This is a genomic window from Paenibacillus sp. sgz302191 (assembly GCF_057749925.1).
Genome location: NZ_JBYLHY010000013.1, coordinates 203,019 through 227,924, shown reverse-complemented (window position 1 = coordinate 227,924; position 24,906 = coordinate 203,019). Strand labels below are relative to the sequence as shown.

The 24,906-nt window shown below is 56.1% G+C and carries 27 protein-coding genes and 1 pseudogene; 8 read left to right on the top strand and 20 right to left on the bottom strand.

Annotated features, from left to right (window positions below; genetic code table 11):
* Nucleotides 1-10 precede the first annotated feature (10 nt).
* From fur to AC3G2T_RS20300, 4 genes are all read right to left on the bottom strand, one after another.
* On the bottom strand, nt 11-481 hold the full coding sequence (gene fur / locus AC3G2T_RS20315) for a ferric iron uptake transcriptional regulator (RefSeq protein WP_474681496.1): 471 nt from the start codon (nt 479-481) through the stop codon (nt 11-13).
* Nucleotides 482-587: 106 nt separating this feature from the next.
* The gene (spoIIM, locus tag AC3G2T_RS20310) at nt 588-1,226 is read right to left on the bottom strand and encodes a stage II sporulation protein M (protein ID WP_474681497.1); all 639 of its coding nucleotides are present in this window, start codon (nt 1,224-1,226) and stop codon (nt 588-590) included.
* A gap of 64 nt (nt 1,227-1,290) precedes the next feature.
* A complete protein-coding gene (locus AC3G2T_RS20305) occupies nt 1,291-2,472 on the bottom strand; it encodes an endonuclease Q family protein (RefSeq protein ID WP_488436665.1) in 1,182 nt (393 codons plus the stop codon).
* A gap of 2 nt (nt 2,473-2,474) precedes the next feature.
* On the bottom strand, nt 2,475-3,032 hold the full coding sequence (locus AC3G2T_RS20300) for an NUDIX hydrolase (RefSeq protein WP_474681499.1): 558 nt from the start codon (nt 3,030-3,032) through the stop codon (nt 2,475-2,477).
* 114 nt (nt 3,033-3,146) lie between these two features.
* Between AC3G2T_RS20300 and mciZ the strand changes: the two are divergent.
* A pseudogene (mciZ, locus tag AC3G2T_RS20295) lies at nt 3,147-3,218 on the top strand (Z-ring formation inhibitor MciZ); the annotation flags it as partial.
* A gap of 28 nt (nt 3,219-3,246) precedes the next feature.
* Here mciZ and AC3G2T_RS20290 read toward each other — a convergent pair.
* Nucleotides 3,247-4,359 carry a DUF3866 family protein gene (locus AC3G2T_RS20290; RefSeq protein WP_488436664.1) on the bottom strand — a complete coding sequence of 371 codons (1,113 nt, stop codon included), beginning with the start codon at nt 4,357-4,359 and terminating at the stop codon, nt 3,247-3,249.
* Between the two features lie 136 nt (nt 4,360-4,495).
* Here AC3G2T_RS20290 and AC3G2T_RS20285 point away from each other — a divergent pair, with 136 nt between their 5' ends.
* The gene (locus AC3G2T_RS20285) at nt 4,496-6,562 is read left to right on the top strand and encodes a methyl-accepting chemotaxis protein (RefSeq protein ID WP_488436663.1); all 2,067 of its coding nucleotides are present in this window, start codon (nt 4,496-4,498) and stop codon (nt 6,560-6,562) included.
* Between the two features lie 217 nt (nt 6,563-6,779).
* Nucleotides 6,780-7,106: a hypothetical protein gene (locus tag AC3G2T_RS20280; protein WP_488436662.1), complete on the top strand. Its 327-nt coding sequence runs from the start codon at nt 6,780-6,782 to the stop codon at nt 7,104-7,106.
* A gap of 333 nt (nt 7,107-7,439) precedes the next feature.
* Here AC3G2T_RS20280 and AC3G2T_RS20275 read toward each other — a convergent pair whose 3' ends face one another.
* Nucleotides 7,440-8,570 (bottom strand): M20/M25/M40 family metallo-hydrolase, encoded by a 1,131-nt coding sequence (locus tag AC3G2T_RS20275; protein WP_488436661.1) that lies wholly within the window; start codon nt 8,568-8,570, stop codon nt 7,440-7,442.
* A 90-nt stretch (nt 8,571-8,660) separates the two neighbouring features.
* On the opposite strand from AC3G2T_RS20275, the gene prli42 reads away from it, so the two are divergent.
* Nucleotides 8,661-8,759 carry a stressosome-associated protein Prli42 gene (gene prli42, locus AC3G2T_RS20270; RefSeq protein ID WP_474681503.1) on the top strand — a complete coding sequence of 33 codons (99 nt, stop codon included), beginning with the start codon at nt 8,661-8,663 and terminating at the stop codon, nt 8,757-8,759.
* A 29-nt stretch (nt 8,760-8,788) separates the two neighbouring features.
* Here prli42 and AC3G2T_RS20265 read toward each other — a convergent pair whose 3' ends face one another.
* The 4 genes from AC3G2T_RS20265 to lpdA all read right to left on the bottom strand — a co-directional run bounded on the left by AC3G2T_RS20265 (nt 8,789) and on the right by lpdA (nt 13,914).
* Nucleotides 8,789-10,180, bottom strand: coding sequence for a dihydrolipoamide acetyltransferase family protein (locus tag AC3G2T_RS20265; RefSeq protein ID WP_474681504.1), 1,392 nt, complete (start codon nt 10,178-10,180; stop codon nt 8,789-8,791).
* Between the two features lie 201 nt (nt 10,181-10,381).
* A complete protein-coding gene (locus AC3G2T_RS20260; protein WP_474681505.1) occupies nt 10,382-11,362 on the bottom strand; it encodes an alpha-ketoacid dehydrogenase subunit beta in 981 nt (326 codons plus the stop codon).
* A 3-nt stretch (nt 11,363-11,365) separates the two neighbouring features.
* Nucleotides 11,366-12,376: a thiamine pyrophosphate-dependent dehydrogenase E1 component subunit alpha gene (locus AC3G2T_RS20255; RefSeq protein WP_488436660.1), complete on the bottom strand. Its 1,011-nt coding sequence runs from the start codon at nt 12,374-12,376 to the stop codon at nt 11,366-11,368.
* 113 nt (nt 12,377-12,489) lie between these two features.
* Nucleotides 12,490-13,914: a dihydrolipoyl dehydrogenase gene (lpdA, locus tag AC3G2T_RS20250; protein WP_488436659.1), complete on the bottom strand. Its 1,425-nt coding sequence runs from the start codon at nt 13,912-13,914 to the stop codon at nt 12,490-12,492.
* A 167-nt stretch (nt 13,915-14,081) separates the two neighbouring features.
* On the opposite strand from lpdA, the gene AC3G2T_RS20245 reads away from it, so the two are divergent.
* Nucleotides 14,082-14,342: a DUF2627 domain-containing protein gene (locus AC3G2T_RS20245; protein WP_474681508.1), complete on the top strand. Its 261-nt coding sequence runs from the start codon at nt 14,082-14,084 to the stop codon at nt 14,340-14,342.
* An 882-nt stretch (nt 14,343-15,224) separates the two neighbouring features.
* Here the strand turns inward: AC3G2T_RS20245 and AC3G2T_RS20240 are convergent.
* The 3 genes from AC3G2T_RS20240 to steA are packed head-to-tail and all read right to left on the bottom strand — an operon-like array spanning nt 15,225 to nt 18,015.
* A complete protein-coding gene (locus AC3G2T_RS20240; RefSeq protein WP_488436658.1) occupies nt 15,225-16,109 on the bottom strand; it encodes a hypothetical protein in 885 nt (294 codons plus the stop codon).
* Nucleotides 16,082-16,885 carry a glycosyltransferase family 2 protein gene (locus AC3G2T_RS20235; RefSeq protein ID WP_488436657.1) on the bottom strand — a complete coding sequence of 268 codons (804 nt, stop codon included), beginning with the start codon at nt 16,883-16,885 and terminating at the stop codon, nt 16,082-16,084. Before AC3G2T_RS20235 ends, AC3G2T_RS20240 begins: the two co-directional genes overlap by 28 nt.
* Complete coding sequence (gene steA / locus AC3G2T_RS20230; RefSeq protein ID WP_488436656.1) at nt 16,861-18,015, bottom strand: putative cytokinetic ring protein SteA; 1,155 nt, start codon at nt 18,013-18,015, stop codon at nt 16,861-16,863. Before steA ends, AC3G2T_RS20235 begins: the two co-directional genes overlap by 25 nt.
* A 134-nt stretch (nt 18,016-18,149) precedes the next feature.
* On the opposite strand from steA, the gene AC3G2T_RS20225 reads away from it, so the two are divergent.
* On the top strand, nt 18,150-18,332 hold the full coding sequence (locus AC3G2T_RS20225; protein WP_474681513.1) for a hypothetical protein: 183 nt from the start codon (nt 18,150-18,152) through the stop codon (nt 18,330-18,332).
* Between the two features lie 69 nt (nt 18,333-18,401).
* Here the strand turns inward: AC3G2T_RS20225 and AC3G2T_RS20220 are convergent, their stop codons facing one another.
* On the bottom strand, nt 18,402-18,578 hold the full coding sequence (locus AC3G2T_RS20220) for a hypothetical protein (RefSeq protein ID WP_488436655.1): 177 nt from the start codon (nt 18,576-18,578) through the stop codon (nt 18,402-18,404).
* A gap of 114 nt (nt 18,579-18,692) precedes the next feature.
* On the opposite strand from AC3G2T_RS20220, the gene AC3G2T_RS20215 reads away from it, so the two are divergent.
* Complete coding sequence (locus AC3G2T_RS20215; protein WP_488436654.1) at nt 18,693-18,941, top strand: hypothetical protein; 249 nt, start codon at nt 18,693-18,695, stop codon at nt 18,939-18,941.
* On the opposite strand, the gene AC3G2T_RS20210 is transcribed toward AC3G2T_RS20215, so the two are convergent.
* Nucleotides 18,891-19,142: a hypothetical protein gene (locus AC3G2T_RS20210; protein WP_474681515.1), complete on the bottom strand. Its 252-nt coding sequence runs from the start codon at nt 19,140-19,142 to the stop codon at nt 18,891-18,893. The two genes, AC3G2T_RS20215 and AC3G2T_RS20210, sit on opposite strands and share 51 nt — an antisense overlap.
* Nucleotides 19,143-19,245: 103 nt before the next feature.
* Between AC3G2T_RS20210 and AC3G2T_RS20205 the strand changes: the two genes are divergently transcribed.
* A complete protein-coding gene (locus AC3G2T_RS20205) occupies nt 19,246-19,512 on the top strand; it encodes a hypothetical protein (RefSeq protein WP_474681516.1) in 267 nt (88 codons plus the stop codon).
* Nucleotides 19,513-19,617: 105 nt separating this feature from the next.
* Here AC3G2T_RS20205 and AC3G2T_RS20200 read toward each other — a convergent pair whose 3' ends face one another.
* The 5 genes from AC3G2T_RS20200 to cbiE are packed head-to-tail and all read right to left on the bottom strand — an operon-like array spanning nt 19,618 to nt 24,893.
* Entirely contained in the window at nt 19,618-21,027 is a 1,410-nt protein-coding gene (locus tag AC3G2T_RS20200; RefSeq protein ID WP_474681517.1) for a cobyrinic acid a,c-diamide synthase CobB, read from the bottom strand.
* Nucleotides 21,024-22,181, bottom strand: a complete 1,158-nt coding sequence (locus tag AC3G2T_RS20195; protein WP_488436653.1) for a cobalt-precorrin 5A hydrolase — start codon at nt 22,179-22,181, stop codon at nt 21,024-21,026. Before AC3G2T_RS20195 ends, AC3G2T_RS20200 begins: the two co-directional genes overlap by 4 nt.
* Nucleotides 22,178-22,954, bottom strand: coding sequence for a precorrin-4 C(11)-methyltransferase (cobM, locus tag AC3G2T_RS20190; protein ID WP_474681519.1), 777 nt, complete (start codon nt 22,952-22,954; stop codon nt 22,178-22,180). The genes AC3G2T_RS20195 and cobM overlap by 4 nt, the downstream gene beginning before the upstream one ends.
* Nucleotides 22,955-23,665: a precorrin-2 C(20)-methyltransferase gene (gene cobI, locus AC3G2T_RS20185; RefSeq protein ID WP_488436652.1), complete on the bottom strand. Its 711-nt coding sequence runs from the start codon at nt 23,663-23,665 to the stop codon at nt 22,955-22,957. It lies immediately after the preceding gene.
* Complete coding sequence (cbiE, locus tag AC3G2T_RS20180) at nt 23,658-24,893, bottom strand: precorrin-6y C5,15-methyltransferase (decarboxylating) subunit CbiE (protein ID WP_488436651.1); 1,236 nt, start codon at nt 24,891-24,893, stop codon at nt 23,658-23,660. The genes cobI and cbiE overlap by 8 nt, the downstream gene beginning before the upstream one ends.
* Nucleotides 24,894-24,906: the final 13 nt, after the last annotated feature.

Below are 24,906 nucleotides of genomic sequence, written 5' to 3'. Positions count from 1 at the left end.
ACAAGCATTCTTATTTCGGTTTATCTGGTGAGTCCTGATTTACTGTATCGATGCAGCGATGGCAAATGCCTTGAAAATCAAGCCGATGATCGAGCACATGAAATTGAAATTCCTTCTCCAGACGCTCCTCGAGAGGTCCCAGCCAATCTTCCATAATTTCATCGACCGCGCCGCACTGCACGCAAATTAAATGATGGTGATGATGACGGGTGTTGTCGTTTCTCAAGTCATACCGGGCCACGCCGTCGCCGAAGTTCATTTTCTCCAGCACATGAAGCTCGCTTAACAGTTCAAGCGTTCTATATACGGTCGCCAAACCGATCTCAGGCGCTTTATCCTTAACGAGCATGAATACTTCTTCAGCGCTCAGATGATCTTCTTCGTTCTCGAGCAATACCCGCACTGTCGCTTCCCGTTGAGGGGTCAGCTTGTACCCTTGGGATTGCAGCTGCTGCTTGATCTTCTCGATTCTTGCTTCCATACTCCTCCCCCTCGGTCCGGTGGGCAAAGACGCCCGTATTCAGCCACTTTCTTCATTATAGGGGGAGCATACTGGCAAAGTCAAACATAAGATGTCAGGAAGCAAATCAATACAACCCTTCCAGCATCGGGGTTACCCATTTCATCATGCTCTGGGACATATAACCTTCCCACAGCGCCGCGCCGATCATGAATATGCCCATCAGCAGCGTAATGGACGTATACCTCATGAACGGCTGGTAGATCGTTCCTTTACGCCCGATAAACCGGTTGCGGATCATAAAAATGGAAAAAGATGAGGCGGCAACGCTGCAAAACAGGATGGCCGGAACGACGATCAGGTTTTGCGGCGCTACGGAAACGAGCGCGAACAGCATCCCTTTCCACGACATTTGCCCGACCAAATACCCGACCGTGAAACCGATCAGCACGCCTTTCAGAAAATCGAGCACCCATATTAGCGGCAGTCCGATCACGGACAAACCGAACAGCCAAATGAGCAATATCCATTTCATATGCATGCCGAATGATTGCACGAACGATTGCCTGCCGTCAATCTCGGCCCCGCCCGTCATTTCGTGAAAAAAACTGCCGAGATACCGGGACATCTCCTGCTTCTGCTCAAGCGACAGCGCGCCCACCATCACCGACCCGAATACGACGCCAATCACAAACAGCACGGAAACAAATACAAAGAGAGGCACGTTGTCTCTCAAATACTGCTTCATCGACAGGTTTCTGTTCATCCCGCTGCCCCTTCCTTCATCAAACAACCTTTACAAAGACAAGCTTATGAAGGGGAGCGGGAATCTATGAATGATTTTTGCTTACTTTGCCGTACTTGCCTCCCCCGCCCACTTCCAGCTCAAGCCGGCCTTCCCGGGCCTGGACGATGCAGGCGGCGATTTCTTCGCCGACGACGGCGGCAAGCTTGTCGCTGCTCGTCCGGTGCAGGACGTTCATTTCCGTGCCGAAAGCGTGCAGCAGTTGATCCAGCTTCTTGGGGCCGAGCCCCGGGATGAACTCCAGCGGGATCTGGTAGCGGTACGGCGGCCGGCTGGCCGGCACATACGGCTGCTCCCGGTCGGCCAAGGCGAGTATCCGGTCCATGACGCCGCGCACAATTTTGCCGCTTCCGCAGTACAGGCAGCGTTCCACAGTTGTGACGCTCTCGTCAAGAATCGATTCGCAATCGCCGCAGTAAGTGCGGTGATATTTCCCGAGCCTCGGATTTAAGCCGTAGTTCGCGGCAATACCACGTCCTTCCTCCCCGCGCAAAGCTTTTACCAGTTCTTGAAAATTCGGCGCGGCGAGCTTGATCTCGTTGTACTCGCGCCCGATTTTGCCCAGGGAATGCGCGTCCGAGTTCGTCACGAACGCAAACCGGTCCAGTTCCGAGAGCAGGCCCGCCATCTCCGTATCCGCGCTAAGCCCCAGCTCGACGGCCGCAATGCCGTCCAGATCAAGCAGATGCTCCATGCGGGTCGAGCTGCTGCCGTACACGCTTTTGTGCGGCGTGAAAATGTGCGCGGGAATGAGAATCCCGCCCCGCCCGAGCACTTCCTCTTGCAGCGTTTTGGCCGGCACGTAGATGCGCTGGGAGCTGAGCTCCGGATTTTTCATATGCTTTTGCATAAACCGGGTGAAATCCTGCATCGTGGCCAAATCCGGCATATACGCGAGCAGATGCGCCGGGCCCATGCCCGGGTCGCGCACTTCGATTTCGCTGCCCAGCATGATGACCGATTCCTGGTAACGGATTCCGCCGCCGTCCTGCTCCAGCATGTCTCCGCGGTCCAAATACATCATGATCTCCTCTTGCACAGTCGGGGAGTGGCAGTCGATGATGCCGATCATCTGCATCCCTTTGCGCCCGGAAGCTTCGCGCGCGATATTGAAAAATGTCAGATCGCCCGCGGCGCTGATTTTGACCGCGCTCCCTTTTTCCGTACGCCCGATATGAATATGAAGATCAGCGTAATAGAAATTCATTGTTAAATGCTCCCGGTCAGCTTATACAGCTGCCAGGCGTATACGGCCATGATCGTTTTGGCATCGCTGATGCGCTGTTCGCGGATATACTGCTGAGCCTCTTCCAACGTGATCGCTTCGCACTCCAGGAACTCGTCCTCGTCCGGACGCGCTTCGCCTTTGACCAAGTTTTCCGCTACGTATAAATGAAGAATTTCGTCGGCAAACCCCGGCGATGTATAAAAGGAACTGACGTGCCGGATATGCTCGCTGCGGTACCCGGTTTCCTCTTCCAGCTCGCGCAGCGCCGCCTTGGCCGGATCTTCGCCGGCGTCGAGCTTGCCCGCGGGTATTTCCACCTGGCTTTTCTCAAGCGGCTTCCGGTACTGTTCGACGACGATCATTTTATCGTCGACAAGCGCCAGAACGGCAACCGCGCCGGGATGCTTCACGATTTCCCGCGTAGCCGTCTCCCCGTTCGGCAGCTGCACGTGGTCGACCTGCAGCGAAATGATTTTCCCGGTAAAGATAGGCTCGGTCCGCAGTGTAATTTCCTCAAACTTCTTATGTGGATTGGTCATAATTGCTTTTCCTCCTAATTGAATATCTCATCCGGCAAAAGGCTGACATAGCTTGTCCGGCCTCCGCATAAAGATTATTATATCAAATCTTTCGAAGAAGATGGGGGACTCGCGATGAAAAGCTATATCGATGACCGGCAAATCCGCCTTGTAGGCAAAGCTTGGGAAATCCGCCACTGCTTGCAGCGGATGGCGCAAACCGCCGGTAAAGACGTCAAATTGATCGACTACATAAATCGAACGCCCAATCCGCAGCCGCGCAAACGGCACAAAAAAACGCAGGATCTTCGGATAGTCCCCTTCCCATCGAAGTAATCGGAACCGGGTAGGCGCCCAGCGCCTCCGCCGCGGCTAGCAGCGTCGGACCGGCCGCCCGGACAAGCCGGTGCCTCTGCAAAGAGGCGCTGTTCCACTGCGCCTCGATCAACTGCCGCTGTTCCTCCGCCAATGCGGGAACAGGGACGTATGCGCCGCTCGCGGCCACCTGCAAAGCCGTGAGCGTATGATGGCTCATCCCGCGGTGGCGCTCCCGCGGATCGGCAAAGCTGAGGCGCGGCATCACGACGGCCGTCCCGCCGAGGACGGCAACCGCGCTGCACAGCTCGCCGACTTCCAGCCCCGAGTGGCCGTAGCGGGTGCCTGTGCCGACGATGCCCGGCCCCATCGCGGCAATGCACAGATCCGCTCCGACCGCGTGCCTGGCCGCTAGCAGTGCGCTGAACTTGTTGACCGCCTCCAAGTTCCCCCCATAAGCGTGACCGTACGTAACGGTCGCATCCAGCCAGCCGAGGTTCTCCAGCCTCGGCACATGCTCGCTCCATGCCAGCGGCAGCGCGGCCCCGTCGGTCATCACATAAGCGATGCGCAGCTTTCTCCGCAGCGGACCGCATCGTTCCCGGTAGCGAATCCAGCTAACGGCGGCAGGCAGCATACTGTGCAGATCGCCAAGCAGCACAGGCATTCCCTCCAGCGTCTTTTCCCCGTCAAACAGATCGTGAAAAGGACTTCCCGCCTCCTCCACGGACCGGACAACCCGCTGCAGTGGCGTATATCTAAGCTTGACGATATGGCCCTCAGATGACTGCGCAGCCGGATACGACGCATCGCCGAGCGGCGCCGCTACGAAATGGACCCCTCCCGTTCCCAGCCCAAGCTCGACCGCCGTTGCGTTGAGCAGCACTTCATCCCCTTCTTCCAGCAGCCGAAATACGGATGTGTCATGAACCGCCCGCTGCCTGCTCCCGTCCGCCGCCGCCACGATGACGGTTTGCATCCCGCTCCGAGCGGACAAACATTCCGCAACAACCCCTTTTTTCCAAAAAATCATGCGTTATCCCCTATTCTGTTCGAATCAAAAATAAATGAGCAATCTGGGCGATATGCGGTTCAAAGTTCAAAAGCATTCGCCGATATATATGAATGAGCAATCAAGTTGCATTTTTAAAACAGAAAGAGGAGCCAAAATGACGACATCAACAGCCAACAAACAGCGAAAGACATTTTCTCAAGTATCCCTGCGGGTGAAACTGCCCATATGGATCAGCATTTTGGTAATTCTTGTTCTTGCAGGTACGAGCATCTTTTCCTACATGTTTGCATCAAAATTGCTGCTGGCCAAAAGCAGCGGCGAGATCGATATGAACGCAGAGCGGATCGGGGAAAATCTGTATTCGATCATGAAGCTGGAGGAGCAAAGCTCCTACCTTACCTCCGTTCAGGACACATCCAAGGATCTGCTTAAGCTCAGAAACCAAAAGAAGCTGTCCGACACGGATTTCTTTTCCGCAAAAAACGACCTTCAGGCAAAAACGAACGCCATTCTCGCTCAAAGCCTTAAAGGATCTCCCGGCATGCAAACACTGTCGCTGGTTGATACTCAAGGGCTTACCGTAGCCAGCAGCAATCCGGGCAGTGTGAAAGTGGATCTTTCGGATCGGGAATATTTAAAAGAAGCTCTCCAGGGAAAATTCACCATAAGCGATGCGCTCTATTCGAAAACGCAAAATATCTTAGTAACGGTGTTCGCCCAGCCCGTAAAAGATGAGGACGGCAAAGTTCTAGGCGTATATATAGGCACAATCAACACATCTTTATTCGTCGAAAACTTAAAAAATGTTAAAATCAACCGGGACGGAAGAGTGTTCGTCGCCAGCCGTCAAGGAACGATCATCTATCATTCCGCAGTTCCGGACATGGTCGGACAGAAGCTTGATGCCAATATGTATGCGGAAGTGCTGAAACCAAATCCAACGGACGGAATGCTGCAAGGCAACATCGCCAGCAAAGATACTTATTTCCGCTACGTCAAAATTCCGAAGTCCGACTGGACGGTAGTCGTTGCCGACGAATATGCGGATATTAACAAACCTTTGGACGATCTGTTCAAAGATATCGTGATCGCGGCACTTATCGCCTTCGTCATCGCGATAGCGGCCGGCCTGCTTTTATCGAGAACCATCACATCGCCGATCGTCAAATTGACGGACTTGTTCAAAAAACTGTCCGAAGGGGACTTAACGGTACAGGCCGAAGGCAAGTTTACGAGCGAATTCGGGCAACTGGCGGCTAACTTTAATGTTATGGCGGAAAAAAATAAACTGTTGATCGCCGGTATGAACAGCTCCATCGAAGTGCTGAACGAAAGCACGAACGAATTGGAACAAACGTCGAAAAATGCGTCCCAATCGATTAATGAAACATCCGTCACAACGACGGAAATCGCCACAGCCATGGAGTCTCAATCTCGGGAGACCGAACAAATCGTTTCCAAATTTTATGAGCTTGGTGAAAAAATCGCGCATTTGAACAGCAGGACACAATTCATCAAGGAACGATCCGAAGCGATCATCGGGGTATTCCATGAGAACAGGGAAATTATAGAAAGCCTGATCGAAGTCAACGGCAAAAACGAGCAGGAAGTGCAAAAAATTTCTTCGAGTACGGCGCAGCTTGTGGAAAGCTCCAACCATATCCGCAATATAACCGGGGCGATCGGCAATATCGCCAAACAGACCAACCTGCTGGCGTTGAACGCTTCCATCGAGGCAGCCAGAGCGGGCGAGCACGGAAAAGGCTTTGCCGTCGTAGCCGAGGAAATCCGCAAATTGGCCGAGCAATCCTCGCAGCAATCCGGCGTTATCAACGAGATCATTCAGCAGACGCTGGAACAAGTGGATGAAAACAACCAAAGCGTGAGCGAAATCCACGCGATCGCAGTCCAAGCGAACGAATTCGTCGAAAAAACGCGGCAATCGTTCGAAACGATTATCGAGCACGTTACGGACATCATCGGGCAAATTAAATCCATGGCCGACGAAGTGGATCTGATGGAAGTCGTTAAAGACGAAGTCGTCGGATCATCCCAAAACTTGTCCGCTTCGGGAGAACAAGTATCGGCTTCAGTGGAAGAAGTGAGCGCCACAATCCAGGAACAGTCGGCACTGATTCAAAAGCTCGCGGCTATGGTGGAAAGCATCGACAGCTTGACCAATGAGCTAGCCAACTCGGCTTCGCAATTCAAGGTGAAATAAACAAGCGGAAAGCCTGCTATGGCGTGCAGTTGAAAAAACCGCCACGCCGGGAGATCCCGCTTCTGCTTGGCAGCGAGCGGAAAGCCTGCTATAGTGTAGTTTTCTCGCACCGCGCGCAGCTCCCAGCGCGCGGTGTTTCGCTGCATGACGGCGGTCGGTCGACTTTCCTCGTCGATGCGCTTTCCGCGAAACATTCCTGCAAATGTGGGAGGTTTTTTTGCGAATACATGAGCTCGGGCCCGTTTATCGAAAAAACCTGCACAATCCAGGCTGGCGAGGAACCCACACGCTAGAGCCGGTCCACATCTGCCGGGTTGCGCGAAGAAAACCTGCAAAAGTACAGTTTTTGCTCGATGGTTACGCCGGCTACGACAAATTCCTGCATATGTGCAGGCTTTTCGCCGCGAACAGGGGCTCAGATTCATTTTCATCGAAAATTCCTGCACTTTTGCAGGATTTTCGCCAAAATAAGTCAATTTCAGAGGAAAAACCTGCACTTTCGCAGGTTTTTTCCCTCACCAAGCCGATTAGTGCCCCCACTTAGTTCTGCAACCCGTGCAGGAGAGACATATGTTGAGGTCGGCTGCCCCTTTGGTTCCTCTCCCCCGTCGCTTTATCAACAATTTGACTATCTCTCAAAATGAACCGCTTGCGTCGCAAAACCTGCACTTGTGTGCTCTTGTGCAGGTTTTGCGGGTGTGCGGGCTGCTGGACGGCACAAAACAAAACCACCCTCTGCCAGCCATTCGGCTGAGCAAAGGGTGGTTTGTTATTGACGCCGAGCGGGTCCATCATGTTAGGAGTTACTTGCATATATACGCTAACGCTGCACAGCATCCGTCATTTCCCACGTCTACTGAGTTCGTCGGACAGACTTTTAGCTTTTTGCCGCTTCTTTCACAAGCGCGACGAGCAGTTCCGCCGTTTTTACGAGATCGCTGACGGCGATATGCTCTTTGGTCGTATGAATTTCTTCGTAGCCGACAGCCAGGTTGACCGTCGGGATGCCTATACCGTTAAAAATGTTGGCGTCGCTGCCCCCACCGGAGTGGAACGTATGAGCTTGCAAACCGAGCGTAGACAGAGCTCTTGCAGCGAGCTGCACGACCGGCGCGTCGTCGGCATGCATATAGGATGCGTACACGATTTCTGCATTGAATTCGCAGGTCGTTCCGGCATCTGCAGCGGCCGATTCGCAAGCTTCGCGCATGGAAGCGATTTGCGCTTCCAGCTTCGGCTGCACGATGCTCCGCGCTTCCGCTTCCATCTTGACGCGGTCGCATACGACGTTCAGCGGGCCGACGCCGGAAAAGCTGCCGATGTTCGCCGTCGTCTCGCTGTCGATGCGCCCGAGCTGCATGCGCGCAACCGCTTTGCTCGCCACTTGAATGGCGCTGATTCCGTCTTCGGGATTGACGCCGGCATGCGCCGATCTGCCGTGGAAAATAATTTCGATTTCCGCGCGGCCTGGAGCGGCTGTAGCGATATCGCCGATGCTGCCGTTAGAATCCAGGGCATAGCCGAATTTTGCTTCCATCCATTTGGCGTCCATCGCCCGGGCGCCTTTGAGCCCGCTCTCTTCCCCAGCGGTAATGACGAATTGAATGCGGCCATGCGGAATATTCTGTTCCTTCAAAACGCGGATTCCTTCGAGCATCGCCGCAATTCCCGCTTTATCGTCGCTGCCCAGAATCGTCGTTCCGTCGCTGCGGATATAGCCGTCTTCGCCGATTTGCGGCTTGATGCCTTTGCCGGGCGCGACCGTGTCCATATGCGAAGTGAAGAAGATGACCGGAATTGCCGGATTCGCGTCCGTCGCCTCCAGCGTGCAGATCAGATTGCCCGAGCCGTGCCCGCTTTTGGCCGCAGAATCGTCTTCGGCTACTTGAAGGCCGAGGCTGGCGAATTTTTCTTTGAGCACCTTGCTGATTTCTTGCTCGAATCTCGTTTCGCTGTCCACCTGCACGAGCGAGATAAACTCTTGGACCAAACGTTTCTCCTGGATCATGGACTTTCCTCCGATACATGCAATGAGTTACAATAAGTAGGTACAAGCTGTAAAATCTCCCGGCGATCCGGGATAAAAGGGGTGAACCGCATGTTCCAAAACAAGCTCGTTTTCAAAATCGTCATATACGTAATGTTGATTACGATGGTGTTGTCCAGCCTTTTGCTTTCTTTCAGCTACTTCCTGTAAGCAAGTTCGGCAGGGCGGTTGTAACAAGCTTAGTATATTTTCGTTTCGGAATTATATCCCTCAAGATTTTCCTTCACCCGCTGCAGGAACCTTCCGCAAATTACGCCATCCAGAATCCTGTGATCAAGCGACAGGCACAGATTGACCATGGAACGCACGGCAATCATATCCTGGATTACGACAGGCTTCTTCACAATCGATTCGAACGTCACGATCGCCGCCTGCGGGTAGTTAATGATCGGATACGACAAAATCGAGCCGAAGGAGCCTGTATTGTTGACCGTGAACGTGCCGCCCACCATGTCGTTCAGCGCCAGTTTCCCCGCTCTTGTCTTTTTCGTCAGCTCGTCGATTTCCCGGGCCAGTCCGGCGATGTTTTTCTGATCCGCTTTTTTGATGACCGGCGTCAATACCGAATCTTCCGTTCCGACGGACAGTGAGATGTTGATGTCGCGCTTGACGATAATTTTATCGACGGCCCATACGGAGTTGATGATCGGATAATCTTTAATGGCGTTGACGACCGCTTTAAGCATAAACGCCAAATATGTCAAATTGATGCCTTCCCGGCGCATGAACTCGTCCTTCACTTTGTTCCGCAGTACGACGAGATTCGTCACGTCCACCTCGATCATCGTCCAGGCGTGTGGAATTTCCGTTACGCTCTGGCGCATCCGGGTCGCAATCGCGTTGCGGATCGGCGTAACATCGATGAAATATTCGTTGCGCGCATCCGATGTTTGGCCTTCCACCTCGATCAGCGGCGTAGGCGGATTCGCCGACAGATGAATGCCAGAGCTGCGCACCGGCATTTTGGCGGCGGTTTGCGTCAAATCTGCCGCAGCCGCAGGCGCAGCCGGAGGGACGGGCACCGCACTTGCCGCAGGCGCAGCCGCCAAAGCAGCCGGCTGCCCGGCCGGCGCAGCAGTTCCGCCGGAGGCGATGAACTGCTCCACATCCTTGCGGGTGATGCGGCCGCCGAGACCTGTGCCCGTTACCCGGGACAGATCGACGTTATTGTCCATCGCCAACCGATGGACAGCCGGCGAGAACCGGCCCCGCATGCTTTGATCGCCGCCTGCGGCCAGCGCAGCCCCGGCGGCAGGCGAAACCGCTCCGCCTTGCGCCCCGAAGCCCTGCTGCGGCTCGCTTGCGCCATCCTCAGCAGGCAGCTCCAGCAGGCAGATCGCCTCGCCGACAGCGGCGGTTTCCCCTTCGCCGACCAATATTTTAACAATTTTGCCTTCAATCGGCGAAGGCATCTCCGTATTTACTTTTTCCGTAAACAACTCGCAAATGACGTCGTATTGCTCGACATAGTCGCCGGGCTGCTTGAGCCATTTTCCAACGGTTGCGGACACAAGGCTTTCCGCCAGGTGCGGAATCGTGACCTCCGCGATCCGGCTGTTTGTACCGTTCATGTAGGTACCTCCTAATCAGGCCCCCGCACAATGCGGAAAAGCTGCAAAACTTTTCCGCATTCTCGACAGCGGCGCCCTAAATAATAACAATTTATAATTGCAAAACCGGCCGCAAACAGCCGTTCCAATCCGTACAAACCGGCAGCTCAAAACGGAACACGGCCCCATCCAACCTGCCAAGCTCCGTTATCAAGCCTTCTCTTAGAACATGGCGAGCTTGCGCATCGCGTCCTTCAGCTTATCCGGGCTGAGCAGGAAAAACTTCTCCATCGGCGGATTGTTGCCGACAGCCGGAACGTCAGGACCGCACAGCCTGGCGATCGGCGCGTCAAGCTCGAAAAGCAGCTCCTCGGCGATGATCGCCGAAACTTCGGCGCCGACGCCGCCGGTCTTGTTGTCCTCGTGCGCGATAAGCACCTTGCCAGTCTTGGACGCCGCTTCAAGAATCGCTTCCTTATCGAGCGGCTGCAGCGAGCGCAGATCCAGCACATGCGCGCTGATCCCTTCCTTCGCAAGCTCCTCGGCGGCGATCAGCGCATAATGAACGGCGATCCCGTAGGCGATTACCGTGATGTCCGTCCCTTGGCGCTTGACGTCGGCCTTGCCGATCGGCACGATGAAATCGTGCTCCGGCACGTCTGCGGAAAGCGCCAAATAGCACTTCTTGTGCTCGAAGAACAGCACAGGGTCAGGGTCGCGGATCGCCGCCTTCAGCAGCCCCTTGGCATCGTAAGGATTCGAAGGCGCTACGATTTTCAGCCCCGGCGTGCCGAAAAACACCGATTCCGGGCACTGGGAATGGTACAAGGCGCTGGCGCCGGTTGCCCCGTAAGGCGCACGGATGACGACCGGGCAGCTCCAGTCGTTGTTCGAGCGGTAGCGGATTTTGGCCGCTTCGCTGATGATTTGATTCGTTGCCGGGAAGATGAAATCGGCAAACTGGATTTCGGCGATCGGCTTCATGCCGTACATCGCCGCTCCGATCGCCACCCCGACAATGGCGGACTCCGCCAGCGGGGTGTCGAGCACGCGATCTTCGCCGAACTGATCGCGCAGCCCTTTGGTGGTGTTCAGGACACCACCCTTGCCCACGTCTTCGCCGAGCACGAAGACGTTGTCGTCCTGATGCATTTCCTCCTGCATCGCAGAACGGATCGCTTCCAAATATGTGATCACTGCCATATGTTATACGCCATCTCCTTCCGCATAAACGTGGAGGAGCGTATCTTCCGGTTTCGGAAACGGAGCCAAATCCGCATACTTTGTAGCCTCGTTAACTTCCTGCTTTTGCTTGTCCTGCAGCTCGCGGTCCTGCTCCTCGCTCCACAAACCGCATTCCATCAAATACTCTTTAAATTTAATGATGCCGTCCTTCTGGCGGTTCGCTTCAACTTCTTCTTTAGTCCGGTAAAGCATGTCGTCATCCGAAGTCGAATGCGGCATCAGACGGTAAGACATCATTTCGATCAATGTCGGGCCTTCGCCGCGAAGCGCTCTTTCCCTGGCTTCCTTCATGACCCGGTACATTTCCAGCGCATCGCTTCCGTCAACCTGGTAGCCCGGGAATCCGTACCCGATCGCCCTGTCCGCGATTTTGCCGGATACCTGCTTGTGAAGCGGTACGGAAATCGCATACTGATTGTTTTCACATACAAAAATAACCGGAAGCTTGTGAACGCCCGCAAAATTGCAGCCTTCATGGAAATCCCCCTGGTTGCTGGAGCCTTCCCCGAAGGATACGAACGTGACGAAATCCTGCTTTTTCATCTTGGCTGCCAGCGCGATGCCTACAGCATGCGGCACTTGCGTCGTAACCGGAGACGAGCCCGTCACGATATTGTTTTTCTTGTCGCCGAAATGTCCGGGCATCTGCCGTCCCCCGCTGCTCACATCTTCCGCTTTGCAAAACAGCGACAGCATCAGATCTTTAAGCGTCATGCCGATCGCCAGCACGAAAGCAAAATCCCGGTAATAAGGCAGAAAATAATCTTTATTCGCCTGCAGCGCAAAAGCCATCCCCACTTGTCCTGCATACTGCCCGCTTCCGCCGATATGGAACGGAACTTTACCGGCGCGCTGCAGCATAAGGCCGCGTTCATCGTACTTATTGGTGAGCGACATGATCGTATACATCCGAACGGCATCTTCGTCCGAAAGCCCCAAACTTCTATGCTTATAAAGCTGACCGATTGACATGGAGGTTGCCTCCTTAAAATAAACATATTTATTACCTGGTCCTAAGACTTGACTCTATAAGCTTATTATAAACGCATTTGCTTCCGATTACAATTTCTAATCCGCAAAATGAGTTATCCGTTTATCGCCACGCCGTCAACCGCCAGCATCGCTTCCCCAAGCGCTTCCGACAACGTCGGGTGCGGGTGAATCGTTTGGCCGACTTCCCACGGTGTCGCATTGAGCACCTGCGCCAAAGCCGCTTCCGTTATGCTGTTCGTCACCTGCGGACCGATCATATGCACGCCGAGAATGTCGTTCGAATCGGCATCCGCCACAACTTTGACGAAGCCGTCCGCCGCCCCGTATACAAGCGCCTTGCCGACCGCCTTGAAGCTGAACTTGCCCGTCTTAATGCGATGCCCGCGCTCCACAGCCTGCACTTCCGTCCAGCCGACGCTGGCAATCTCCGGTCTTGTATACGTGCACTTCGGCACCAAATGCGCCGCCAATTCGTGCGGCGTTCGACCGGCGATATGTTCGGCCGCCAATATGCCTTCATGACCGGCCGCATGCGCCAGCATCAAGCCGCCTGCAACGTCGCCCACAGCGTAAATATGCGATTCCGTCGTTTGCATAAAGCGGTTGACGCTGATGAAGCCCCGCTCGATTTTAATATCCGTATTTTCCAGCCCGATGCCTTCCGTGTTGGCGATGCGTCCGACCGATACGAGCACTTTGTCCGCTGTAAGCGGGATAGTTTCGCCCTGCAGGTCGGCCTGCAGCGTCACTTTGCCGTCAGCGATCGTGACGGTCTCGGGCAGCACTTTTGCGCCCGTAACAATGCGAATGCCGCGCTTTTTAAACAAACGCTCCAGCTCTTTGGAAATATCCGCATCCTCCTGGCTGACCAAATGCTTGTCCAACTCGACAATCGTCACACTGACGCCAAAATCGCTCAGCATCGACGCCCATTCGACCCCGATCACGCCGCCGCCGACAATGATAATCGACTCCGGCAGCCGGTCCAAACGCAAAGCCTCTTCGCTGGACAAAATATACTGCCCGTCGACCGTAAGACCCGGCAAATCGCGTGGTCTGGAGCCGGTCGCGACAATCAGATTTTGCGAGAGCAGCATCTCGATTTCGCCATCCTCCCGCTCGACGGAAACCGCCCCGCTGCGCGGCGAAAAGATCGAAGGGCCGATGATGCGGCCGTTGCCGTAATGGACCGTAATTTTATTTTTTTTCATCAAAAATTGCAAACCCTGGTGCATCTGATCCACAATCTTCTGCTTGCGTTCCTGCACCCGGCCGAAATTCAGCTCTACGGACGCCGCCGCGATTCCGTATTCTTCGCTGTGCTGCATCGCCTGAAATACCTCCGCGCTGCGCAGCAAAGCTTTACTCGGGATGCAGCCCTGATGCAAGCAGGTGCCGCCCATCTTGTCCCGCTCGACGACCGCGACCGTTTTGCCGAGCTGTGCCGCCCGAATCGCCGCCGTATATCCTCCAATGCCCCCGCCAAGCACGACGACATCATATCTATATTCGCTCATTTCGATTCCTCCTCGCTCGCAAGAGCATGATCCAATCCCTGGTAACGGTTGTACGCTTATCTCTACTATATTACTCTTTTTTCGTATGAGAATCATAGTCTAATTTGTGAATTAGACAGGGAAACCGATTCGGAGTATGATGATAGAAAACAACGTAAGGAGCCTTTATGAAAGCGCCATTTTATCGATTTATCGCGATTCTTTTGCTCGTGATTCCCGGCCTTGCCGCGACCTATGGCTTTCTCGCCATGAAGGACGCTTTTTTTGCGCAATTCAACAGCGACGACGGACATATGCTGTGGGGCAAATTTGCGCTCGGACTGATTCTTTTTCTGCTCGGCGTCGCTTTCATCGGCGGATGGACCTTTTTCCGCGACCGCAAACGCAACTACGTCGCTCCGAGATTTAAAGCCAAACGGCAAAAATAAACCCCTACATGCCCCCGGGAATTTGGCCTCCGGGGCCGCGGAGCGGACGGCACTCGCAATCTCTGCGGCCAGGCCGATCGAATAAAAAGATCGCTTCTCCCCGCTTGCTTCCCGGCAAGTTGGAGCGCGATCTTTTTTTGATGCGGATATCGCTGCTTCTTCCATCGGGGCGGCCGGTCGCCCCCTTCAATAGCAATCGGTACGGCCGAGGCGGGAGCGCGCATTGCGGCAGTCTCCTTATCGGAAAGCATGTAGACGTAGCAACCATTCGCGCATTAGGCGGTCCGGCCGAAAACTATTTCAGCGTCATGGACGCGGGTATACTCGATTACAACGATGCCATACATCGTTACAGCGGCGCATAAGGGCTCATGGAATGCGTGACGCCGCCGTCCGAAAACGGCGCAACTGCGCGGGATACAGTTCGCAGGCCCACGAAGTTCCGAAAGAACTCATGACGCCATGGACGTCGCCACATATAAAGCTCAGGCAGTCCGTCAGAGCGTGCACATTTACTTGGCAGCGCTGCGCACACAGGGATATCCTGGTATATGTGCTGCCCATAAACCCACGCGCCAGGCCCGGTCGCCCAATCTACCTGCTTCGCGAAGAAAACCTGCAATGATACATCTTTTTCTCGGTTGATAGGCTGGTCAAGAAATATTCCTGCAATTGTGCAGGCTTTTCACCGCGAACATGGGCTCAGACTCATTTTCAGCGAAAATTCCTGCACTTTCGCAGGCTTTTCGCCAAAATGAACCATTTCTACGAAAAAAACTGCACTTTCGCAGGTTTTTTCCCTGCCAAGCCTCCTTGTCCCCCCACTTCAGCTCCACAACCCATCCAGGAAAGGGCGGATGGACTCAGGGCACTAGTGCTGCTCTATGTCCGGCCCCAGCGGTCAATCCAGTTCAGTATGCGGTTCCGCTCGATCAGCAGCGTCAGCGAGCTCGTCTCGGCCAGCAGATGAACGTAAGCCAGGACGGCGATCAGCCCGATTTGCCCGACCGGCGGGCACGTCATGACGACGCCGTATCCCAGCGTAAAGCCGAGCAAGTTCGCCCCCGCGTCCCCCAGCATGCCCTTCCCCTGCACGTCCTGATAGAAAAGCAGGAGGCCTCCGGCGGCAGCGGGAAGCAGCGGCAGCAGACCGGCCGAAGGGCCGACAATCAGGAGCAGAAAGAGACAGCCCGGCAAAAAGGCTTTCAATGCTCTTCCGGGACGAACGTCCAGCAAATTGAGCGTGTTTGTCAGCAGCAGCAACAGCAGCAACCGAATCCCCATTTGCCAGATGGGAATTCGGGCGTCCCCGGCAGTCGCAAGCAGCAGCCATGCGCCCGCGCCAAAAACGGCGGCCGCCTTCACGGCCCCCATGCTGAAGGTTCGCGTCTGCCGCCAATACCGGCAGTGGCCGCGAAGCCCTTTTACGGATTTGCTGCCGATAAGGTCATCCGTCCAACCGGCGAGAAAGACGACCGTGGCGGCCAGCACGAACGCGCGAAAATCCGCCTCCCGCTGCGCAAGCGCGGCAACATGTCCGCCGCCGACCGCCAGCCCCGCGGCCGCAAGCTGCAATCGCGCCTGCAGCATCCCTTCCTGCAGCCAGATGAGCAGCCAAAGCACTACCCCCAGCCCGCACGGAACCGGGCGGCCCAAAAAGTTCGCTTCCAGGCGGCCATGCGCCTCCAGGAAGCGGCGAACGTGCGGCAGCAGCCACAGCCCTGCCGCAAAAAGCCCGATCAGATCGAGGATCGATCCGATGTCCATGCCGGCTTCCTCTCCTTCCAGCGAGTCAGCAGTGCGCGCCCCACCGCGGCAAACTGCCTGCCGCGGTGAAGGAACCCGTGCCAATCCCGCCCCGTCTCGCGGTGCGTGAATGGCACGTCGATCTCCGCGATGCGCAGGCCGCGCCGCGCCGCATCGATCGTCATCGCGACTTCGACGCCGAAGCCGCGGGCCAGCGCCCCCAGCTCCCGCAGACGGTCGGCGCGAATCGCGCGCTGTCCGGATAAGGGAGCTGCGGTTCTGTAGCCGCTGAGGCGGTAGATGCCCTCGCGCGCCAGCCCCTTCGCCAGCCCGAAGCCGGCGCTTTGGTCCGGCCTCGGCAGCCTGGCGATGACCAGATCCGCCCCGGCCGACCGGATCGGCTCCAGCAGCAGCGGCGCATGGGCGATGGACGACCGCAGATCGGCGTCCAGGAACAAAAAAATGTCGCCTCTCGCCCGGGCAATGCCCGAGGCCAGAGCGGCGCCTTTGCCCATGCGCCTGGCATGCTTCACCAGCCGATCGGCCCACGGCCACGCTTCCTCGTAAGTCCGGTCTGTGCTGCCGTCGTCCACGACGATGATTTCATACGTTTTGCGGAAGCCCCCGTCCCGTAACGGCTTGCCGTCGAGCCCTTCGTCCGGTACCAGCTGTTTGACATGGCGTTCCCATGCAATGTTCAGCACATGGAGGAGCGTTTCCGAGATCGCGCTTTCCTCGTTCCAGGCCGGGATGATGATCGACAAACCCGGTTTCATTCGTTCCCCCCCAGTTTCCATACGGCGTGCGCGAGCCGCCTGGTGATCCAGTGCAGCTGCAGCAAGCTCAGCGCAACGAAGCTCAGCGACAGCAGTATCGAAATAAGCGCATCCTGGAGCCGGGACGAAGCTTGCCGGTACCGGATGCCGAGCCCTCTAATATCGATCAGCCTGTCCCCGATTTTCATCCGGACGAGCAGCGTGCTGCCCATGCCTTGTCTGCCTTTTTCCAAAAAATCGGCCATATGGGCGTGAGCGCCGGCAGTTACAATCCACTCGCCCCGCTGAGCGTATGCTAGCAGCAGCGCCGCATCCTCGCTCGTGCCGATGCAGGGAAACACATGCGCCTTGAGTCCCAGCGCTTCCACCCGCCGGAGGCCCGGCGCTTCTCCGTCCCGGTAGGCGTGGACGACCAGCTCGGCTCCGCAGCATAACGCCCGGTCGGATACGCTGTCCATATCGCCTACGATAAGATGCGGCTTGTAGCCGCACTCCAACAAGGTGTCCGCCCCGCCGTCCACTCCGATCAAAACCGGCTTTTCCTGGCGGATATAGGCTCCGGCCGCCTCAAGCTCCTGTTTGTTCCCCTTCCGGCGGGCTACGACAAGCACATGCCTGCCCTCTATTTCAGTTCGCAGCGGGAGCGGAGCCACCGGCTCGGCCGCCGCGCTTTTTTCCTGCATGGCAAACACCAGCGTATTTTCGATAAAACGGTCTGTTAGCTCCGCGGCCTTGCTCTGCGCAAGCTGATGCTTGTGCAGCCATTCCTCTTTTGTAAAAGCCCGGCACGGGATCGTACAGCCCGCCGTTTCCGCGGCGTCTGCAAAAATGCTGATTTCCGCATGCTGAACGAACTTTTCAAAATCGCCCGGCTCCGCCTCCCAGAGCGGAATGCCCTGGCGCAGCAGCAGCAGCGGGCCGTGCATCGGAAACTCGCCGCTCATCGTCGCCTGGCAGTTAATCACCGCCTTGACCTTGCGGTCAATCAGCTCCTGAGCCGCCATTTCATCCAGATCGCGGTGGCGGATCACCGCAATTCGCCCGGGCGGCAGTTCCCGCAGCAGCATTTTCGTGACGGCGCCGACACTCGCCCTTCCTTTGCACACAGGCTGCGGCTTGCCGGAAAACAACGACAAAGACGGCCAATTCATAGCAGAACACCGACTTTCTTTTGCCTCTGTATTCATGGCCTTATTTTGCCCTTCAGCGAATTATTCTATGTATAATTTGCCTTTTTAATGGAAAGTATTGGGACTAATAACTTTAAGAGAAGGGGACCCATTCGATGGAGCTAAACATGAGTGCAGACGAAGTTCTGAGTCAAATTGTGCAGCTTCACAGCAGCGGAGAATCGTTAGCCAAAAAAAATGTGAAGAAGCAGCATCCTGACTTGATGAAAAACGCTTTGTATTATTATCCGAGCTGGGAACACGCGCTTCAAAAGACCGGCGTCAGCACCGCGCATTAGCAATAGGCCCATAATGCAAAAAGCTCCGGACAGGATTGTTCGTTCCCGTTCGGAGCTTTTTTGTGCCGTTTACTCCAGCACTTCCCATTCGACTTGCAGCATGCGGTCGAGCCATGAGCGGATATTGATTTCAATCGAGCTCTCGATTTCTTCGTCCGTCAATTCGCCCAGCTTGTGCTCGGCAATTTCCAGAACTTCCTGCTTGACCGCACGGCCCTCCACGGATAATTGCACTTGAATGCGCATGAGCCTCACCTTTCTTGAAAACAGCCGCATAAGTATAATGAAACTTTCCTTTGCCGCCGCCCGTATGGTTTATGTATAATCAAAATAACTTCAGTTCGAAAAGAGGAGATTCGCATGTCCGCATCATCAGCCAAAAAGAAACGCAGCAAACGATGCCGCGCAGGAAAATCCGATCCAACCGCCAACCGTCTGGATTGGAACGGTGTACGTCCCGTTACCAGAGCGACGCCGACTTTGCAGGAAACGCTAATTCGTCACAACCGCAAACACAAAACGGGGAATTGGAACCAATCACATGGGGACGATTCCTTTTTACATTTCACCCGTTATCGCAATCTCTTGCTCCGTCATATAGCGCTTTAACTGCTCCCGCTCCTCCGGCTTGAACGCATACTTGCAATCAAAACCGTTAAAGTACAGCTTCCAGCTGCCGACCCGCCCGTCCCCGCCGACTTCAAGCTCCGCCACATACAGCGAATCCGGCTCGTCTTCGAATTGCAGTCCGATATGAACCAGCAGGCTGCCGCCGTCGGCCGGCTCCTTCTCCAGATAGTCGATAATCACTCGTCCGCGCCTCCTATTGAATAAAATGACGTTTATTAATATAATATACTAATGCACCCTTCCTAACAAAGATGAGGTCATGCTAGTTTGAGGAGGAATTCATGTGGCTTATGATCCGCAGGTTGTAGATGCCAAAATTGTTAGTGACAACAAAAAAAACGGTCTTTTCGAAGTCGTTGCCGTACTTAAGGACCGGAACCAATGCCGCCTTATCTTCGAAAGAGATCCCGAAACAGGGATCGGTAAAGTAACGAATTTGAATAGATTGATGAAAGAGCCCTGCCCGATTTGCCGCAAGGACTACTTGTGCAACTGCCTTGACCGCTATAAGCAAAGTATCGCAGATCAATCCATGCATTACATAAAATAATTGTTTTTCATGGGCAAAAAAGAACCTGACCATCGATGATGGACGGGTTCTTTTTTTGTTCACCGCTGCGATATCGTTAACGCGCTGCCGGATCGGGACGATGGCTCATCGCTCGGAGCCGCCGTTCGAATCGGCAAGCCGGTTTTGCCGGTAAGCCGCGCACGCAGCCAGCCAGCGCTCCGCGAGAACCGGGTTCGAGCCAAAATGAAGATGCGTGTAGCCCGCCACCACATTCGGCGCCGTGAACCCTTCCGCTTTCGTGCCGAAGCGGCCCTTGGACTGAAATGCGGGCGCGTATTCCGCCCCTTCATCCGGCTGAAACGTCGAGTAGTGGAACTCGTGGCCGCGCGCTTGTTCCCCCGGTCCGAGGAGGAAGTTGCCTTCCGTGCCCTCGACTTCCCGGTAGCCCAGCGCCGCCAGCTTCCGCTGCATGACGACCTGGCCGGGCACGATGCCGGCCATCGGGTAAGCATTGCCCGCCGTATCCGCCAGCTGCCCGGTGAGATACATGTAGCCGCCGCATTCGGCCAGCGTCGGAATGCCCCCGGCGATCCGCTGCCGGATCGACTGTTTCACGGCGTCGTTCGCCGCAAGCCGGGCGGCAAACTCCTCGGGAAACCCGCCGCCGATATAAAGTCCGTCCGCATCCGCCGGAACCTCTTCGCCCGCAAGCGGGGAAAAGTAGACGCACTCCGCGCCGCCCGCTTCCAGCAGTTCGATATTTTCAGGGTAATAAAAGTGAAAAGCCGAATCTTTGGCGATTGCGATTTTGACCTGCTTGTCCGAAACTGGTCCGGCAAACAAGTAAGGGACGCTTTCCAGCGGCTCGCACACCGACAGTTCAAGCAGCTTGTCCAAATCGATATGTTCCGCCGCAAGCCCGGCCAACCGATCGAAAAAAGCGCCGAGCTCTCCTCTTTCAATCGAAGGAACGAGACCGAGATGCCTTTCCGGCAGCGTAACGTCCGTGTTCCTGGGCAGCCAGCCGATTACCGGAATGCCGCATTCCTGCTCGACCACTTCCTTGACCAGCTTGTAATGGCCGACGCTGCCCGCATTGTTGGCGATAATCCCGGCGATTTTGCCGGCTTGATCGAAATGCTGGAAACCTTTTACAATCGCCGCAGCGCTTCGCGCCATACTCGCTATGTTCACGACCAGCACGACCGGCGCGTCGATGATCCGGCTTATGTCCGCGGTGCTGCCTTCGTCAGACAGCGGATTTTTGCCGTCGTACATCCCCATCACGCCTTCGACGACCGAAATGTCCGCGCCGGCGCTGCCGCGCCCGAATATTTCCCGGACCGCTTCGCGTCCGACCATCCAGCTGTCCAAATTGCGCGAAAGCCTGCCCGTAACCGCCGTGTGATAAGTCGGATCGATATAGTCGGGGCCGCATTTGAAGCCCTGCACGGTGCAGCCTTTCTTTTGCAGAGCGGCCATGATGGCTATGGTCAATGTCGTTTTCCCGACTCCGCTGCCTGTTCCTGCAATCACGATTCTCCGCTGCATCATGCGCCTCCTGCCGATGCCTGCGCCGGAGCAGGAAACTTGAGCAAACCGACCGAAATCGTCACATTCCCCGACTTTTTCTTCACCACGGGAAGCTCATCCGTGCCGGCGTACAGCTTGACGGCCGGTTCGCTCACGCCGTAAGCTCCGGTGAACCGGAAGACGGTTTCCGACGGTGCCTCGATGTTCACCCGATTCAACTCCTCCGCCGGATAGCAGACGAATTCCCAGCCGAATTTGCGGGTCACTTCCAAGAGGCCCTCTTCGTCCTGCTTCAGATCGATCGAGCATATCGCTTTTACGCTGCGCATGGAGAAGCATAGCTCGTCCAGTGTTTCGCGAACGACCGCCTCGATCTCCTCCGCCGAAGTGCCGCGATTGCACCCGATCCCGAGCGCAACGACTTTCGGACGGTACAGCACGCCATTGCTCAAAATGTGCTCCTCTTCCGGCTTCAGCAGCCTGTGCGTGATAAGCAGCACGGCCTGGGGCTCGCTCGCCCAGGCGCCCTCAATCGTGTCGAACACCCGGATGTTCGGCGGCACCGGACGATCGTGCGTCCACCAATTCGGCTCGCCCGATTCCTGAATGACGGCGATCCGCTCCTCGTTGACGACCGAGGCGCTGACCGGCGTCAGCTTGTCGGCCGACTCCCACTGCCAGCCGAACCTGCGGCCGAACAGATCGACGGGGATCGTCTTTTGCACGTCGGAGGCCGTCGTAATGACGGGCCGCGCGCCCAGAGCGGCGGCCACTTCGAGCGTCAGCTCGTTGGCCCCGCCCAAATGGCCGGACAGCACGCTGATGACGTGCTCGGCTTTATCGTCGATCACGACGACGCCGGGATCTTTCTTTTTATCCTGCAGCAGCGGTGCGATCATCCGGACGACCGCGCCGAGCGAAATGATGATGATCAGCCCCTGATAAGCGGGAAATAATGCGGGAAACAGCAGGCGGACGCTGCCGTCGAACAGCTGAATCCCCCGCTGCTCTTCATCGCCGCGGGCAAATTTGCCCATGTAATAAATGTCCGTTCCGCTCATGCGCTCATGCAGCCTTCTGGCGGTTTCCACGCCGTGCTTCGTAATCGCCACAATCGCGTAATCGCCCTGCTGACGGATCGCCGGCACGACGCCTTCCTCAAGCGCGATGGTCATTCTTTCACCCCTCTGCGGAACCGGTGCGTGAACGATTTGTCGTACAGCTTGGAGCGGTACTCGTCTTTGCCGTGAATGTCCGGGTCCAGCGCCCAGCCGGCCAAAATCATCGCATGCGCACGGATGCCGTGCTCGCGCATATCCGCCTCCAATCGGCCGACAGTCGTACGGACGATCAGTTGGTCGGGCCAGGTCGCACGCTGCACGACCGCGACAGGCGTTTCTTCGCTCCAGCCCGCTTCAAGCAGCTCGCTTACGACCTTTTTCGTCAGCGTCGCGCTGAGGAACAAGGCAATCGTGCAGTGGTGAGCCGCCAGGTCGCGCAGCTTTTCCAGCTCCGGCACCGGCGTGCGCCCTTCGGCGCGGGTCAGGATGACGGTCTGCGTCAAGTCAGGAATCGTCAGCTCCGCGCCGATCGCCGCCGCCGACGCGAACACCGAGCTGACGCCCGGCACGATTTCGCAGCCGATCCCCTCTTTGCGCAAAAGCGCGATCTGCTCCATCGTCGCTCCGAACATCGCCGGATCGCCGGTATGTACGCGCACGACTAATTTGCCGTCCTTGACGCGGTCGACCATCAGCTGCACCATCTCGCCAAGCTCCATGCCCGAGCTTTTGACCACTTCCGCTCCCGGCTTCGCTTTGGCGATCAACTCGTCGTTCACCAGCGAGTCCGTGTACATGACGACATCGGCTGCCTGCAGCAGCTTGAGCCCTTTGACCGTAATCAGATCCGGATCGCCGGGTCCTGCACCAACGATATATACGTTCATCTATTTTCTCACCACCATCAGCGTTAAATATTCCAGTTCCCGCCCCTGCAGCTCCTCCACGTTGCGCCAAATCATTTCTTCGGAAGAAGTGACTTTCGTCACGACGGAAGCTTTGTGCACCAGGCCGAGATCGCGCAAAACAGCCAGCATCAGGTCGATCACCTTGGCGACTTTAATAAACACGATGCAGTCGTGATCTTCAATCGCCCGGCGCATTTTATCGTAGTCCTCCACAGCCGGCACGATGGCGATTTGCTCATCACCGTCGGCCAGCGGAAAGCCGAGTCTGGATGCGGATGCGTTCACGGACGAAATGCCGGGGATCGAAACCGCCTGCACCTCGGGATGCCGCTCCTTCATCAGCCTCATGAGATGGATGTACGTGCTGTAGATCATCGGATCGCCTTCGGTCACGAAAGCGACATCTTTTCCTTGCGCGAGAAAGCCCCATACGCTTTCCACCGTTTTGGTCCACTGCGCTTCCAGCGCGTCGCGGTCCCGGGTCATCGGGAACGTCAGTCCGAGCATTTCTTTTTGCTCCGTATTGACGTACAGCTCCGTAATCGCCAGCGCATAGCTTTTCGCTCCGCGCATTTTCCGCGGGTAGGCGATCACCGGGCACTCCTTCAGGAGCCGGAACGCTTTAACCGTAATCAATTCCGGGTCCCCGGGTCCGACGCCCAGCCCGTATAAAGTTCCAACCTTACTCACCGCTGCTTTCCTCCCCTTCCGAAACTGCGCGCCGCTTGGCCGTAATGATATAGACCGGGTTCAGCGCTTCAAAACGTTTCATGTTCAAAATCGGCTTGCTCCTCGACACTTGCGCGAGCGTAACCGCAGTAACGAAGCCAAGCTTCGCGAACGTCTTGTCCGCCTCGTACAGCGTCTCCATCGTCGCCGCGTTGAGGACGATCGTGCCGCCTTCTTTCAGACGGGCCGCGCAAATGCCGAGCAGCTCCTCCATCTCGCCGCCGCTGCCGCCGATAAAGACCGCATCCGGGTCGGCAAAAGCTTCCAGCCCTTGCGGCGCCCGCCCCTGCACAGCCGTCAGATCGACGCGGAACTTGCGGCTGTTGTCCAGGCAGTTTTGCAAATCGTCGGGATTTTTCTCGATGGCGTACACTTCGCCGTTTCTCGCTATTTTGGCGGCTTCAATCGCTACCGATCCCGTGCATGTGCCGATATCCCACACAACGCTGTCGTGCTTCAAACCCATCTGGCTCAAGCTCAGCACGCGGACCTCTTTTTTCGTAATCAGCCCTTTATCCGGCTTGCGCTGGGCGAACTGCTCGTCTTCGATGCCAAGCGTCCACTGGGGGCCGGCAGATTGACGCTTCAAAATAACGACATTGAGCGGGGAAAACGATGCCGCTTGCATCTGCTCCAATTCGTACCATCCGGTGCGTTCGTTCTCGCCGTCCAAATTTTCCGCAACGAAAGCCCGGTACTCCGTCATGCCAAAAGACAGCAAATAAGCCGCCAGCTCCCCCGGCGTATTCGTGTCGTCCGTAAGCAGCGCCACTTTGTCCTTGCCGTCGATGCGCTGCGCCAAACCTTTCATGCTGCGTCCGTGCACGCTCGTGACGAAAGCGTCCTGCCAACTTTCACCCATGCGGGCAAAAGCGAGCTGAATCGAACTGACGTTCGGATAAATATTTACGCCGTCCAGTTTTTTCGCCGCATAGCCGCCGATCCCGTAAAAAAGCGGGTCGCCGGAAGCGAGAACGACCGTGCTTCTGCTCTCGTTTTGAAGCTGCGCCATAAGGCTCTGCAGGCTGCCCTTGATCACGATCTTTTCTCCCCGAAAATCAGGAAAAAACGCCAGCTGCCGCTCGCCGCCCACGAGCACTTCGCACTCTTCGATCCATTTGATATACAAAGGGAGCAGGCTTGCCTTTCCGTTATCGCCGATCCCGATTATTTTGATGGTGCTGCTCATCCGTTTCATCCTA